7 protein-coding genes are annotated in these 15,845 nt (G+C 33.1%); 3 read left to right on the plus strand and 4 right to left on the minus strand.

Annotation, left to right across the window (positions count from 1 at the left end):
* Positions 1-34 precede the first annotated feature (34 nt).
* Positions 35-4,435: a right-handed parallel beta-helix repeat-containing protein gene (locus ACKI32_RS06480; RefSeq protein ID WP_407414675.1), complete on the plus strand. Its 4,401-nt coding sequence runs from the start codon at positions 35-37 to the stop codon at positions 4,433-4,435.
* A 190-nt stretch (positions 4,436-4,625) separates the two neighbouring features.
* Entirely contained in the window at positions 4,626-8,621 is a 3,996-nt protein-coding gene (locus ACKI32_RS06485; RefSeq protein ID WP_407414677.1) for a right-handed parallel beta-helix repeat-containing protein, read from the plus strand.
* Positions 8,622-8,884: 263 nt separating this feature from the next.
* On the opposite strand, the gene dnaJ is transcribed toward ACKI32_RS06485, so the two are convergent.
* The 3 genes from dnaJ to ACKI32_RS06500 form a co-directional block, all read right to left on the minus strand.
* A complete protein-coding gene (gene dnaJ / locus ACKI32_RS06490; RefSeq protein WP_407414679.1) occupies positions 8,885-10,030 on the minus strand; it encodes a molecular chaperone DnaJ in 1,146 nt (381 codons plus the stop codon).
* Between the two features lie 129 nt (positions 10,031-10,159).
* Entirely contained in the window at positions 10,160-12,034 is a 1,875-nt protein-coding gene (gene dnaK / locus ACKI32_RS06495; protein ID WP_407414681.1) for a molecular chaperone DnaK, read from the minus strand.
* Positions 12,035-12,074: 40 nt separating this feature from the next.
* Positions 12,075-12,626 carry a nucleotide exchange factor GrpE gene (locus tag ACKI32_RS06500; protein ID WP_407414683.1) on the minus strand — a complete coding sequence of 184 codons (552 nt, stop codon included), beginning with the start codon at positions 12,624-12,626 and terminating at the stop codon, positions 12,075-12,077.
* Positions 12,627-12,933: 307 nt separating this feature from the next.
* On the opposite strand from ACKI32_RS06500, the gene ACKI32_RS06505 reads away from it, so the two are divergent.
* Positions 12,934-13,509, plus strand: coding sequence for an ArsR/SmtB family transcription factor (locus tag ACKI32_RS06505; protein WP_407414685.1), 576 nt, complete (start codon positions 12,934-12,936; stop codon positions 13,507-13,509).
* A gap of 40 nt (positions 13,510-13,549) precedes the next feature.
* Here ACKI32_RS06505 and hypF read toward each other — a convergent pair whose 3' ends face one another.
* Complete coding sequence (gene hypF, locus ACKI32_RS06510) at positions 13,550-15,790, minus strand: carbamoyltransferase HypF (protein WP_407414687.1); 2,241 nt, start codon at positions 15,788-15,790, stop codon at positions 13,550-13,552.
* Positions 15,791-15,845: the final 55 nt, after the last annotated feature.

Raw genomic sequence — 15,845 nt, forward strand, 5'->3', positions numbered from 1 at the left:
ATATTATTTTAAATTTAATTTGATGAGGTATAATATGATTAAAAAAATTAACATTTTGATGTTGTTGCTGTTAGTTTTATTGTCAATTAGTGCTGTTAGTGCAGTTGATGATTCAAATATTTCTATTGACAGCAATAATACTGTTTCGGATGTTTTAACAATATCTGATGCAGATGATGTATTGTCAGAAAATTCCCATACGGTTACACAAGATACATATGGAATGTATTTTGATATCAATGGTAACCTTATAAAGTCTACTGTCAATGAAGGGGATACAATTTATTTGGATGGAAGTTTTTCTGATTTAAAATTCACAATTGACAAAAAATTAAGCATTGTAGGTACTTCTTCTAATAATATGAAAAATTCAATGATTACAGTATTAAATGGAGCATCAGGAAGTTATATTGCTAATTTAAATATTGCAAATACAAAAGCCCAAACATATGGTGTCTTTTTAAATACTGCAAGCAACTGTAAAGTTGAAAATTGTAGCATTTCAAATTCAGGACAGGCTTCATATTGTATTTGTTTAGCTAATAATGCTAACTATAATGAAGTACTTAATAATGACTTAACTTGTTATGGTGTCACTTACGGGCATGGTACTAGGTCTACTCCGCCTTTAATCCTTAGTGGTTCACATTATAACTATGTTGCAAATAACCATGTCGAAGCAGACGATGCAAACGGTATTTATCTGTCCAGTTATAGTGGGGGACCTTTAAATGGAGGACCTTCTAATTTTAACACAATCTTCAACAATACTGTCCATTATAATGTTTTACCGACTTCCTGGAGTTATGGTATCCAGATTATGGGAGGAAACAATACAATCAAATCCAATAAGGTCATTGGAGCTTATAGGGGTGTTTCAACAGCAGGAAGCGGAAATATAATAATTGAAAATACCATTATAAATCTCACAGGTGCGGATTACAATCATTTGGGAGTTGAAACAGGCGGTGAATTTGCAATCGTTGGTTCTTATGATTCAATTGTAGTAAACAATACTGTAATAGGTGCAAAAGTAATCTCAACCGGTGCAGGTATCACTGCCATCGATGGGTCTATTGTTGAAGATAATTGGGTTAACGTTACACTAAAAGGTAGAGGTATCGTTGCTGGGGGATCAGATGTAATAATTAAATCTAATGTAGTATTTACAGAATCAGGTTCCGGAATTTATGAAAAAGATGAGGGTTCAGGATTATTAATTGAATCAAACAATATTACTTCCAATACTGGTGTAGGAATATTGATTGAAAAATTAAGTTCAAAAAGAATGCCTTCCTATGTAACAATCGTAAACAATATAATTTCTACAAACAATCCATATGCAATTGATGCAAGTGGTGTTCAAGCAGATACTTCTGTAATTGATCCGGATTCAAATACGATTATTGGGAAAGGTTTAATCAACTCTCCTGCTGGTGTTATCGATACTTCAAAGCCAACCTATACATATAAAGGTGTTACACACATTATCACTCCGGAAAATATCCGTGAATATATTAATGATAATGGTGGTTTAACTTCAAAAATTAATGATAGTGATATTTTAAGCTTTGAGGGCAGTTTTAACAATGAGGTAATATATATTACAAAAGGTGTTAAAATTACAGGTAACAATCCGATATTCTATAATTCCACATTCAAAGTGACAACCGGTAATGTACTCATTGAAAACTTAACAATTATCAACAATGAAGCAGAAAGAGTAAATGCCTGGGGTATTCTTGTAAATCAAGCTTCAGGTGTCAGAATTACAAACAACAATATTGCTGTAAACGATCCAAAGGCGGCTTACGCAATTTATGTCTTGGAATCCAGTGACATTGATGTTTTCGATAATATATTAACTTCTCAAGGAGACTATTTGACTTTCACTTTACTTTCCTATGCCTGTGAGGATTGTGTCTTTTCAAACAATACAATTTATACCGTAGGAACTGGCCAAGTATACAAGTTTTCACCTGAAAAATGCATTGACGGTAACGAACTAGTGATAAATGGAAGGTCATATTGCTTGGACGGTAACGAATTAACCATTGATGGAAATACTTACTGTTTGGATGGTAATGAACTTGTGATAAATGGAATTTCTTACTGTTTGGATGGTAATGAGCTTGTTATTGACGGCACTCGCTACTGTATTGATGGAAACGAATTTGTTATTGATGGTACTCGTTATTGCATTGATGGAAATGAATTAACTATCGATGGTACCAGCTACTGTTTTGATGGTAATGAATTAACCATTGATGGAAAAACTTATTGTTTGGACGGTAATGAATTGACTATTAATGGTAAATCCTACTGTTTGGATGGAAATGAGTTAACTATTGATGGAAAAACTTATTGTTTGGATGGTAATGAGCTTGTTATTGATGGTACTCGCTATTGTGTTGATGGTAACGAATATTGTATGGATGGCGGCCACATTGTTTCAGAAATTTATCAAACTTACGGAATCTTATTGTTATACTCATCAAATAATGTTATTTCTGGAAATGATGTAAACGTCACCTCTGATTTAAACAGTACCTATCAGGTCACAGGTGCGAATTCTTCAACAAATTCAATAGTCGGCATCGATTTGTACTTTAACTGTCATAACAATGTATTTTCACAAAATACTGTTAATATAAAAGCTTATGATAATTATTTGTATGGTATGGGCGTTTTAGGATATTACACTGGACATAGTGCTCCTGAAGGTCAAGGTGCTACAAATAACCAATATGTTGAAAATATAATCAATATTGAAGGAAGCTATTTTGCAACAGGTATTATTATAGGGGATGAATCAGAAGGCACAATTTTAAAAGACAACATTATCAATGCTAAAGCAAGTGTTACTTACGGAATTACCTTGGAAATGTCTCAAGAATCAATAATTGATAATAATACTGTTGAATTAGAATCTGAAGTGGTTTATGGAATTCAAGGATATCAATCTAATAAAAATGAGATAACTGGTAATGTTTTCAATGCAAACGCAAAATACGTATACGGTATGGTATTGTCAAATGGAAATTATAATGAGATTTCATATAATACAATTAATGCAAACGGTCGTGGCGGCAATTTGACTATTAAAAATCTAGATTCATTAGGATATGGTAACGCGGGAATTTATCTTCACGCTGATTCATGCAATAACACTATTTCAGGCAATGAAATTAGATCCAGTAAAGGTCATGCAATTTTAATGGATGAAGTAGCTATTGAAAATATAATTTCAGATAATTATTTGGATTCTGAAAATGGTATTGGAAATAATGCTATTAATGGTTCTACTATTAATCAAATGCCGGATAACTACAAATATATTGTCAATGCTACAGCTGGTGAAACCAGTGTTGTATACATGGGCATTGGCGAGTTTAGATTAGCATTTGATGGAAATGTTGATGGGGCAATTGTAGAGCTTTATGATATAAACGACAAATTTTTAAACAAAACAACTGTTTCAAATGGTGTTGCCACAATCAAATATCAGCTCGATGAATCATATATTCCGGCACAGTATAAATTTTATGCCAAATTTATTAAAAAAGATTATAAAGCTTCTATTTTTGAAATCAAGACCAAAATAAATAAGGCAAGTATATTGATTGATTTAAATGATGCTAAAGGTGCCCAAGGTACATCTGTTGATATTATTGCAAAAGTTACAGATGAATTTGGAAATATCAAAGAAGGGGTAATCGTACAATTTAACAGAATTACTTCTGCTGGAAGATCCGCTCCAATCGGAACTGGTGTAACTAATAAAGAGGGTATTGCTACTATTTCATATGCTATTCAAGCATCTTTAAGTGAAGGAGTACATAATATCACGGCTGAAGTTAGTGGTTTGGATTATTATAATGATGCTGTTGGAAATTCTAATTTAACAGTTTTAACAGCTGCAATTCCTTCAATTGTTGGTGCCAAAGATTATTCAGTTTACTATGGAAACACAGTCAACTATAAAGTTCGCGTCATGGAGGGTGAGAAATCTGTAGGTGCTGGTCGTGAGGTTAAATTTACCATTAATGGCGTAACTAAAACTGTTAAAACAGATGCAAATGGTTATGCAACTTATGCGGTTAAATTGGGAGTCGGTACATATGTAATAACAGCAGATTATAATGGTCTTAAAGTATCTAAAAAGATTACTTTCAAACCTACTTTAACTGCCAAAAATGTTGTAGGTAAAAAGTCAAAAACCACTTCATTCAATGTAAAATTAGTTAATATGAATGGTAAAATCTTAAAAAATAAGAAAATTACCTTCAAAATTAAAAATAAAAAATATACGGCTAATACCAATTCTCAAGGGGTCGCTAAACTTTCCATTAAGATTTCAAAAGTTGGAAAATATACGGTTGCCTCTAGTTATGGTGGTTGCACTATTAAAAATACAATAACTATTAAAAATTGAGGTTAATTTTTTAATCTCTAATTTATTTTTTTTTCAAGTTTGCTTTAATAATATTTAAATATTCTTAAACTTAACTTATAATTGTATAGTCAAATTATTACTTTATTAAAATTTTAGGCTATTCTTTTATTGAACATATTTTAAATGAGGTGGAAATATTAAAGCAAAAAGTTTATTTATTTCATTAATCTTGCTTTGTGTTGTAATGTTGTCCATCAGTGCAACTTTTGCAGCTGATGACAATGCAGATGCAGTAGCTATTGATGAAATAGATGATTTTGAAACTCTCGCTGTTGACGAAGACAGTCAAGCTTTAAGCGATGGGGATGTTGTAACAAAAGATACTTTTTACAACTATTTTGATTCAACCGGATCATTATTGGCAAATGTCACTTCAGATGAATTGACTTTTAAAGGTGACATTGCTGATGTTGGTGTGGATATAATTAAATTAGATCGTCCGATTAGAATAACTGGTGATAATGCAACTATTACTAATATGGCTATTGTGGTTAATTCAAGTGATGTTGTTATCTCTGGTTTAACTATTAATCAGAACATTAATGGTGCTAGTTCAATCTATAATTCAAGTGCTATTTCAATATTTAATGTAACTAACGTTCAAGTTGAAAAAACAACAATTAATTTTAAAGCAGTTGAAGATGGAGATGGAGCTGCAATCGCTGCAGTTCTTGCTAATAACTTCCAGTTAATCGATAATACAATTAATTATCTTGGAACTACAACCGGAAGTACAGCAAATAATGGAATTTATGTTTACGGATCTTACGGTGCAACAATTAAAGGAAACAAGTTTAATCTTTATTTGAATTCAGTTCCTGTTGTATGGGAAGAAATTCCTGCAGGATCTGGTAATTGGGTAAGTTCTCCAGCTAGTGAAGGTATTTTAATTGAATCATCTGATGATGTTATCTTCCAAGAAAATGAAGTAGAATTGAACTATGTTAATGCTTCCGGTTCTTATGATACTATCTATACAGTGGACTTTAAAGACTCTGACGGGGCTTTAATTAAAGACAACATTATCGTTGCTAATGGTCACACTTACATTTACGGTATTATTATTTCCGGATATGAGTTTGTTATTATTGGCAATGAAATTGATGTGGGATCTGATAATTACTATGCAAACGGTATTGATATAGAAGGTCCTGCTAGTGGTGCAGTCGATGAAAATATTATTTCTGTTACTGGTGTACAGTCTGCTTATGCTATTTACTCAGGTATGAACGGTGCAAATGTTAGTACAAGCTACTATAATAATGAAATTGAGGCTACTGCTTACAATGTATTTGGTTTCTCCTTAGGTGATGTTGAGTGTTCTCTTTACGAAAACACTGTTATGTTGGAGGGTAATTACTCTACTGGTGTTGCTTACAGAGGAGAAGATATTGAACTTGAAGGAAATCAAATTGTTTTAACTTCTAGTGAAGTTGGAAACGAATCCGTTTGGGAAGCATTTGGTGTGGAAGCTGTAGGTGTTAAAGTCATCAAAGGTAATGTAAGCATGACAGATAACACTATTGCAACTCCAGGTAAAGGTGTCTCTTTCGAAGGTCCTGTTAACGCTAATTTGGAAGACAACTTTATAAATGTCGTCGGTAATGAGGATAAAGATGCTTATGCAATTTATGTTGATGAAATTGATGGTTTAGAAGTTATTGGTAATACTATTGATTATCAAGGTTTAACTAAAGGAACTGGTATTAATAATGTGGTTTACGTTTACAATACTACTGACGCTTATTTCTCTCAGAATAATTTCATTTTAGATTTAGTTTCTTGCTATGTTCCTTGGTTCGAAATTCCTACCGGTTCAGGTAACTGGGTAAGTTTCCCGGTCAGTGAAGGTATTGTATTTGATTCATCAGATTATGCAACTTTTGAAGCAAACACTGTTGAGTTAACCTATGGCGATATTTCTGGTTCTTATGATACTATTTATGCAATTTCCTTTAAAAACTCCGATGAAGCTGTGATCAATGCCAATAATATTACTGCTAAAGGTCACACTTACATTTATGGTATCCAAGTAAGCGGTCAAGACTTCACAATTATAGGTAATGCTATTACAGTAGAATCTGATAACTATTATGCTAACGGTATTGATATTGAAGGTCCTGCTAGTGGTTTAGTCAACCTCAATGCTATTTCTGTCAATAGTGTTGTGTCTGCTTATGCTATTTACTCAGGTATGAACGGTGCAAATGTTACTGCTTGCTATGTTAATAATGAAATTAAAGGTAATGCTTACAATGTATTTGGTTTCTCTTTAGGTGATGTTGATTGTTCTCTTTACGGAAACACTGTCATGTTAGATGGTAATTACTCTACTGGTGTTGCTTACAGAGGGGATGTCATTGAACTTATAGACAATAGAATTGTTTTAACTTCTAGTGAAGTTGGAAATGAATCCATTTGGGAAGCATTTGGTGTAGAAGCTGTTGGTGTTAAAGTCGTCAAAGGTAATTTAACCTTAAAAGAAAATGTAATTGCAACTCCGGGTACTGGTGTTGAGATTAATGGTATTCAAAATGTTGATATAGAAAATAACTTCATTAACGTTGTTGCTAATGATGATAAAGATGCTGCTGCAATTGCTGCTACATATGCTTCTAACTTGACTATTTCTAATAACACCATTGATTATCAAGGTACTACTGAAGGTGATGGTTTAAATTATGGTATTTTCCTATATGAAACTGATTTAGCTAAAATTACTGGTAATAAATTCTATTTAGAGTTAGTTTCTTGTTATGTTCCTTGGACTGAGGTTCCTACCGGTTCAGGTAACTGGGTAAGTTCCCCTGTCAGTGAAGGTATACTCATTGAAAATTCAAAAGATGTTGTATTTTCAGATAATGAAGTAAATGTTAATTATGGTGATGTTAGTGGATTATATGACACTATTTATGCTGTAGACTTTGACAACTGTACTGATATTAATGTTACTGGAAATGACATCGAAGCTAATGGTCATACTTACATCTATGGAATTATAGTTTCAGGTGAAAACTTCTTTATTTATGATAATTCCATTTATGCCACATCAGATAATTACTATGCTAATGGTATTGATGTTGAAGGTCCTGCTACCGGTGTAATCTTTGGTAACGATATTCATGCTACTGGTGTAAGTTCTGCTTACCCTATCTATTCTGGTATGAATGGTCAAAATGTATCTGTAAGCTATGTCAACAACGACATTTATGGTGATGCTTATCTTGTTATTGGCATGTCATTAGGTGACGTTGAAAGTGAAATCATAAATAACTGCATTTATGTTGATGGAAACTATACCAAAGGTATTGCTTCAAAAGTAGCTAAATTATATGTTGTTAACAATTTAATTGTTTCTTCAGGTTCAAATGTAGGTAATGAGTCTGCTTGGGAAGCATTTGGTGTTGACACCTATGGTATTAAAGTAGTTGCTGGTGATGCTTTAATAGCTAATAACACCATTAGATCTACTAGTGATTATGCAATTTCAATTGCTGCTGGTGTTACTGGTTCAATTGATAATAATGACTTAGTGGCTAACAATGTTGGTAGAAATGCTATTGAGGTAGCTAATAATATTACAATTTCAGGAACCGGTCCAACTTACAAAATAATTATCATTGCAGATGATTTAACTAAAGCATATGATTCTGCTACTCAGTTTGTTGTAACTGTAGTAGATGAAAATGGTAATCCTGTTGTAAATAAGACACTTGTTTTAACTATGGGCGTAGACCTTGTAGATGTAGCAGCTACAAATGCAAAAGGTGTTGCTAGATTCAATGCTTATTTACCTGTTGGAACTCACACTGTTAAAGTATCATATGATGGTGATGATGTATATGGTCCAAAAGAGGCAACTAATAAAATTGTAGTCACCAAAGCAGCTACCAAAATTACCGCAGCTAAAAAGGCATTTAGTGTAAAAACAAAAACTAAAAAATACGCTGTAACTGTAAAAGCTAATAATAAAGCTCTTGGAAGTGTTAAAGTAACTATTAAAGTTAACGGTAAAACTTACAAAGCTACAACTAATGCTAAAGGTAAAGCTACCTTTAAAATTACCAAATTGAATAAAAAAGGTAGTTACAAAGCAGTAGTTAAATTTGCAGGCAACGGATCTTACAAAGCATCTTCTGCAAAATCAGTTATTACAGTTAAATAGAGATTTTTATTAATCTCTATTCTTTTTTTATTTTTTCATGTAGATAACCAAATTTATATTTACTATTTTTAAAATACATCATTAAAATTATTAAACATAGCTTCTTAATTTCAGATGTTTTTTTAATTATAAGTAATTTAATTAATAAGTATTTCATTTAAATTGATAGAAAAATTTCATCTAAAATTTCAATTAATGGAAAATAGATTTTTCAAAAAAAATAATAAAAAATAGGGAGGAAAATAAATTAGTCGAAAACTAATTTATTTCATTGCGTCTTTAACTCTATCAAAAATTCCTCTTTCAACGTGTTTGATTTCTTCGCCACTGATTTCAGAGAACTCTTTAAGCAAGTCTTTTTGTTTTGAATTTAACTTTTTAGGAACAACTACTTTAACGGTGACATACATGTTTCCTCTGCCGTTGTGTCTGACAGAGTTCATACCTTGTCCCCTTAATTTGTAAACGGTTTCGCTTTGTGTTCCTGGTGTGACCTTAAACTCAACTTCTTTTCCTTCAATGGTTGGGATGCTGATTAGGTCCCCAAGTGCCGCTTGAGGGAAACTGATTTGTTGGTCTAGGTATAGGTGATCGCCCTCACGGACGAATTTTTTATGCCGTTTAACATGAACTGTAACAATTAAATCTCCTTCAAGGCCTGCAGCTTCACCACAGTTTCCTTCACCGGAAACTCTTAAGTGATTACCTTCATCAACTCCTTCAGGAATTTCAATTTTAATTGTTTTGGTTTTTCTGATACTTCCTTTTCCGTGGCACTCTTCACAAGGGTCGGTGATTATTTTACCGGTACCTCCACATGACCTACAAGGTCTAACGTTTACCATTTGGCCTAGGAATGTATTGCTGACCTCTTTAATTTGACCTGTTCCGCCACAAACCTTACAGGTTTCCGGTTCAGAGCCAGGTTTTGATTTGGACCCATTACAAGTTGGGCATAATTCGCTTCTTGTAATTTTAATTTCTTTTTCGCATCCTTGGAATGCTTCTTCTAAAGTAATTGGAACTTCTGTGTAGATATCTGAACCCCTTTGTGGGCCAGTTCTAGCATTTCTTGAACGAGAACCTCCACCAAAGCCGAACATGTCAAATATGTTTCCAATATCGAAGCCTTGGAAGATATCTTCAAAGTTTACGTTTTGATAGAAGTCTTCTGCAGTAAATCCATCCATTCCAGCATGACCAAATTGGTCATATCTTTGACGTTTTTCATCATCAGACAAGACAGCATAAGCTTCACTTACCTCTTTAAACTTTTCTTCTGCATCAGGTTCATCACATACATCTGGATGGTATTTTCTGGCTAGTTTACGATAAGCTTTCTTGATTGTCTTTTCATCAGCAGATTTATCTACTCCAAGAACTTCATAATAATCTCGCTTGTCTGCCATTTCTTCACCTTAATAAAATTTAAAAAATAAAATAGAATAAATAATAGTTTTATTTCATTGTCAGTTTATTTATTGATTCTGATTCTGTTTTGTTTATACCCAACAATTAATAAAACTTAATTATTTAATCTAGTCTTTTACTTCATAGTCTGCATCAATTGTGTCATCATCACTATTGTCTTGAGCACCAGCGTTAGGGTCAGCTCCAGCTTGTTGCTGAGCTTGTGCTTCAGCTTGTGCTTGTTGGTATATTTTTGCACCAATCTCTTGAATTATGTTGGATAATTCATCAGACTTTGCTTTAATGGCATCAACGTCATCGCCAGCTATAAGTTCTCTTAATTCAGCTACAAGTCCTTCGACTTTGGTTTTTTCATCTTCAGATACTTGATCTTTGAGTTCATCTAAAGTTTTTTCTGAAGTGTAAATTAATGAGTCTGCATTGTTTCTGATTTCGATTTCTTCTTGTCTTTTTGCATCTGCTTCAGCATTCATTTCTGCTTCTTTGATTTTTTGTTCAATTTCGTCATCGGACAATTTGGTTGAGGAAGTAATGGTAATTGCTTGTTCTTTACCTGTTCCTTTATCTTTAGCAGTTACATTAATAATACCGTTTGCGTCAATATCGAATGTTACTTCAATTTGCGGAACGCCTCTTGGTGCAGGTGGTATACCTACGAGTTGGAAACGACCTAATGAAGTGTTGTCGGCAGCCATTTTTCTTTCCCCTTGCAATACATTGATGTCTACAGATGGTTGGTTATCTGCAGCTGTGGAAAAGATTTGGCTTTTTTTGGTAGGAATAGTTGTGTTTCTTTCAATTAATGTAGTTGATACTCCACCTAAGGTTTCGATACCTAATGATAATGGAGTTACGTCTAAAAGAACGATGTCTTTAATTTCACCAGCTAATACTCCTCCTTGAATAGCTGCACCCATGGATACACATTCCATTGGGTCAATACCACGTTCAACTGGTTTTCCTATGAATTTTTCAACAAATTTTTGCACGATTGGCATTCTGGTAGGTCCACCAACTAAGATGATTTTATCAATTTCTCCTTTGCTCATTTTAGCGTCATCTAATGCTTGTTGCATTGGTTTACCTGATTTTTCTACAATGGAGTCAACTAATTCTTCTAATTTTGCTCTTGTAAGGGAAATGATTAAGTTTTTAGGAGTTCCGTCAGTTCCCATTGCGATGAATGGTAAGTTGACTTCAGTTGTTGTGGTGGTGGATAATTCGATTTTTGCTTTTTCAGCAGCTTCTCTTAATCTTTGTACTGCTTGGTCATTATCCATTAAGTCAATACCTTCTTGTGCTTTGAATTCATCAGCTAAGTATTTGATTAATACATTATCCATATCGGTACCACCGAGTTGGGTGTCTCCGCTGGTGGATCTTACTTCAAATACTCCTCCACCGAATTCCATGATAGTTACGTCTAAGGTACCTCCACCTAAATCGTAAACCATAATATTCATGTCTTCTTCATCAGATTTATCAAGACCATATGCGAGGCTTGCTGCAGTTGGTTCGTTTACAAGTCTTACAACGTCAAGTCCTGCAATAGTTCCTGCGTCTTTGGTTGCGGTCCTTTGGTTGTCGTCAAAGTAAGCAGGTACGGTAATTACAGCTTTTTGAATTGGTTCGCCTAAGAAAGTTTCTGCATCTTTTTTAATTTTTTGCAAAATAAATGCGGAAATTTCTTGTGGAGAATATTCTTTTCCATTCACGTTTACTTTGTGGTTTGTACCCATACTTCTTTTAATTGCACTAATAGTGTTTTCAGGGTTTGTTACTGCTTGTCTTCTTGCAGGTTCACCCACTAACATTTGACCGTCATCAGTAAATGCAACATAACTTGGGAAGGATTTACCATATTGGCTTGCTCCTTCTGCAGATGGAATTGTGGTTGGTTTTCCTCCTACAAGCACTGATGCTGCGGAGTTACTTGTTCCAAGGTCAATTCCAATAATTTTTTCTTTTTTAGTATCAGACATAATTATCACCTATTTTTTTTCATAAATTATTTAATAAACGTTATTTTTTACAAACTATAACTTTTGAATATTTAAGAACTTTATCTTTGTACATGTATCCTTTCATTAACTCTTCTATAATATATCCATTTTCAACATCTTCTGATTCTTGAACCATTAATGCTTCATGTTTATTTAAATCGAATTTTTCTCCTTTTGCAGGAATTTCTTCAACGCCTTCTTTTGTTAGAATATCACTAAATTTATTATAGATGAGTTCGATACCTTCTCTTAAATCTTTATCATTTTCAATTTCTAAAGCTCTACCGAAGTCTTCGTAACAATCAAGGAATTCTTTTATGATGTTTTGATTTGCAAATTTGATAATTTCTTTATTTTGTTTATCAGTTATTTTTTTGAAATTTTCAAAATCCGCTTGAAGTCTTTGTGATAGTGAAATGTATTCTTGAGTTTCACTTTCTGATTTTTCAAGATCTTCTTTAACTTTTTGCAACTCTTCATCTTTTAGAGTTAGCTCCTCAAGAATTTCATCATATTTTTCTTGAAGATCTTGGGTTTCAACTTCAGTTTCACTCTTTTTTTCATCAGTCATATTTGCACCTTTTTTTTAGGTTTTTTGAAAAACTCTGGTAATAACTCTTAACCGAGAATTCACACTTCGGCTCTTTAATATTGGTTTTTTGGGAATTTATGGATATATAGGAAAATGGTTCATCAAATCAGAGTTATTACTTTAAGTTTTTCTGAACCAAATATTAAAGTAACCAAAAGTTATCTTTCTCTTACATTATTATAGTTACAAAAAGTTATATAAATGTTTCGATATTTTGCATATATTTTCTTACAAAGGGTAACAAAAACATAATGATTTAAATATGGTTAGGATATAATTATTAATTATGAGTGATACAAACGACATTGAGAAAAATAGAAAATCTCACAAAAATGCTGATTTACCTAAAGGTCATATTGAAATCCGTGGTGGATATAATGACCCTGTAGATGACATTGATGTGGAGGATATACTTGATGTAATGGGTTGTAAGACTAGAAGGGACATTATAAACCTTTTAAGAGAAGAACCTATGTTTGTTAGTGAAATCTCAAATGAACTAGATATTGGTCAAAAAGCAATTATTGCACATTTACGTGCTATGGAAGACATAGGAATATTGAATTCTTCTTATAAAAAGATTTTAAGAGGTCGTCCACGTAAATATTATGATTTACAAAATGAAGTTAACATCCACATTACTATTAATAGAAATAATTTTGATGTTAAGTTCACAGATGACATGCTCAATACATTACAACTTCCATCAGGTGATGAATGGTCTAAACTGTTAGACATTGAAAAAAGAATTGATGATGGACAACTTGAAGCTATCGATGAATTAAAAAATCAAATCAGATTGTATGGAAATCTTAAAGAAAGAGCTGAATACATTCTTGAGAGAACTCTTAAAAATAGATAACTTCATTGTTATTGTTTGAATTAATTTTCAAACAATTTTCCTACTTTTTTTTAGCCACAATAACTTGTCCAAGAGATACTGATCCGTCTCCAGCACAAGTGTTTTTATGTTGGATGAAATTATAACCATTATTTTCGATATGATTTTTAACGGTGTTTGTGATGGCTTCGTTGTAGAACACCCCTCCTGTAGCACCGATATCATCTATATTTTTCTTGTCTGCAGCTGTTATTGCAAGTTTACTTAATCCGTTGGCTACTGCAAACTGACCTGCAGCTGCAACGTCTGCCTTTTTTTCTCCATTTTGGTATAACTTCACGACTTCCCTTAATATTTCAGTGGTATTTAATTGGTTGTTTTCAATAATAACTGGAATTTCTAAATCTTTAGTTGAATAATATGCTGCAGATTCTAGTTTCATAGAGCATTCTCCTTCATAGGTCCTTTCATGACAAATTTCTAAAGCAACGGCGATTGAATCAAGGACTCGGCCGGTACTTGTTGTTTTTCCAACATTGATTCCAGCTTCAATTTGTTTGAAAATATTTTTTATTTCAATTTCACCATATTTGAAGTAGTCAGAATAATTTTTAATTAAATCTTTATCATTTAAGATGCTTGCAAGCATTCTTGCAGGATATTTTGTTGCCACGTCCCCTCCAGGCATTAATTGTGGCTGTAAATGAGCTAATCTTTCAAAGTTTTTAATGTCAGTATAGAGAATCTCTCCGCCCCAGCTTGTCCCGTCACTTCCATAACCTACTCCATCAGCAGCAATAACAATCATTTCTTCAATAGAACTGTCATTTGCAAGTGCAACAGAGTGTGCATGGTGGTGTTGGACTGGAAGGACTTCCGCACCATATTTTTCTGCAAGTTCATAGGCTAATCGTGTGGTAAAGAAATGCGGATGCATATCACAGGCAATGATATCAAATTCATTAATTTTTGTAATCTGGCACATATTTTCAATAGCAGTTTTTAAAAATTCCAATGTTTTTGGTTTGTTTGTATTTCCAATATGCTGTGAAGGATATACAATATTGTCACGAGCTATTGAAAATGTCACATCAAGTTCAGGGCCTAATGCTAGTACATCTGCATCATTTACTTCATAGTTTATTGTGTAAGGCTCTGGTGTGTATCCACGTGATCTTCTAATGAATGATAGTTCATTGTTTCTAAATCGGATAACGGAATCATCACATCTGTTTAATATTTTACGGTTGTGAACTAATGAATAATCGTTAACGCCATTGATAATTTCTTCATTTGTAATCATCATTGGCTCTCCAGGGATATTGGCTGAAGTCATAACATATGTATCAATTTCCCCCTCATCAAAAAGCAGATAATGCATTGGAGAGTATGGAAGCATCACTCCAATATTGTGGAGGCCTGGAGATAAGCTTTCAGGGAATGGATAATTTTCATTTTTCTTTAAAATCACGATAGGTCTTTTATTTGAAGTAATTGTGTTGATTTCCTTTGAAGTTAACTGAGCATATTTTTTAAGGCTTTCCAAATCTTTACACATCACTGCAAAAGCTTGATTTGGACGATTTAATCTTTTTCTAAGTTCTTTAATTGCTTTGTCATTGTATGCATCAACAACTAAATGTGTTCCGCCAATTCCTTTAATGGCCAATATTTTACCTTCTTTTAGGATATCTGCACCTAACTTAATAGGATTATCACATTCGATTTTATCTAATCCTTCATAGATTTCCATTTGAGGTCCGCAATCACTGCAACAAATTGCCTCACCATGATAACGTCTGTTTAGAGGTTCTTTGTACTCAACTAAGCATTCCTCACATAGTGGAAATTCGTCCATTGAGGTTCTCTCACGATCATATGGAACACTTTCAATCACAGTAAATCTTGGTCCGCAATCGGTACAAGCATTAAATGCATATTTATAACGTCTGTCTTTCGGATTTCTAATTTCTTCAAGACATTTATCGCAAATTGCTATATCCGGAGGAATTACGCTAACACCGGAATATGAGTCTGCACTTTCGATAATTTCAAAATCAGTATAATTATTTGCAGAAATTTCTTCCACATTCATGGAATCGATTTTTGCTATTGGAGGCAGTTCATTAGGCAACCTTTCAACAAATTTTTGAACATTTTCACCCTCAATTATGATTTCAACTACATTTCCAAGGTTTCTAACACTTCCATTTAGATTTAAATCTTTGGCTAGCCTGTAAACATAGGGTCTAAATCCCACACCTTGGACGATTCCTTGAGTTAAAATCTTTAAAGCATTCATTAAATTATAATATTGTAAGTTAAATTTTATATAATTTTATCTTAAATAATATATT

Source organism: Methanobrevibacter sp. (assembly GCF_045611865.1).
Lineage (GTDB): Archaea > Methanobacteriota > Methanobacteria > Methanobacteriales > Methanobacteriaceae > Methanocatella.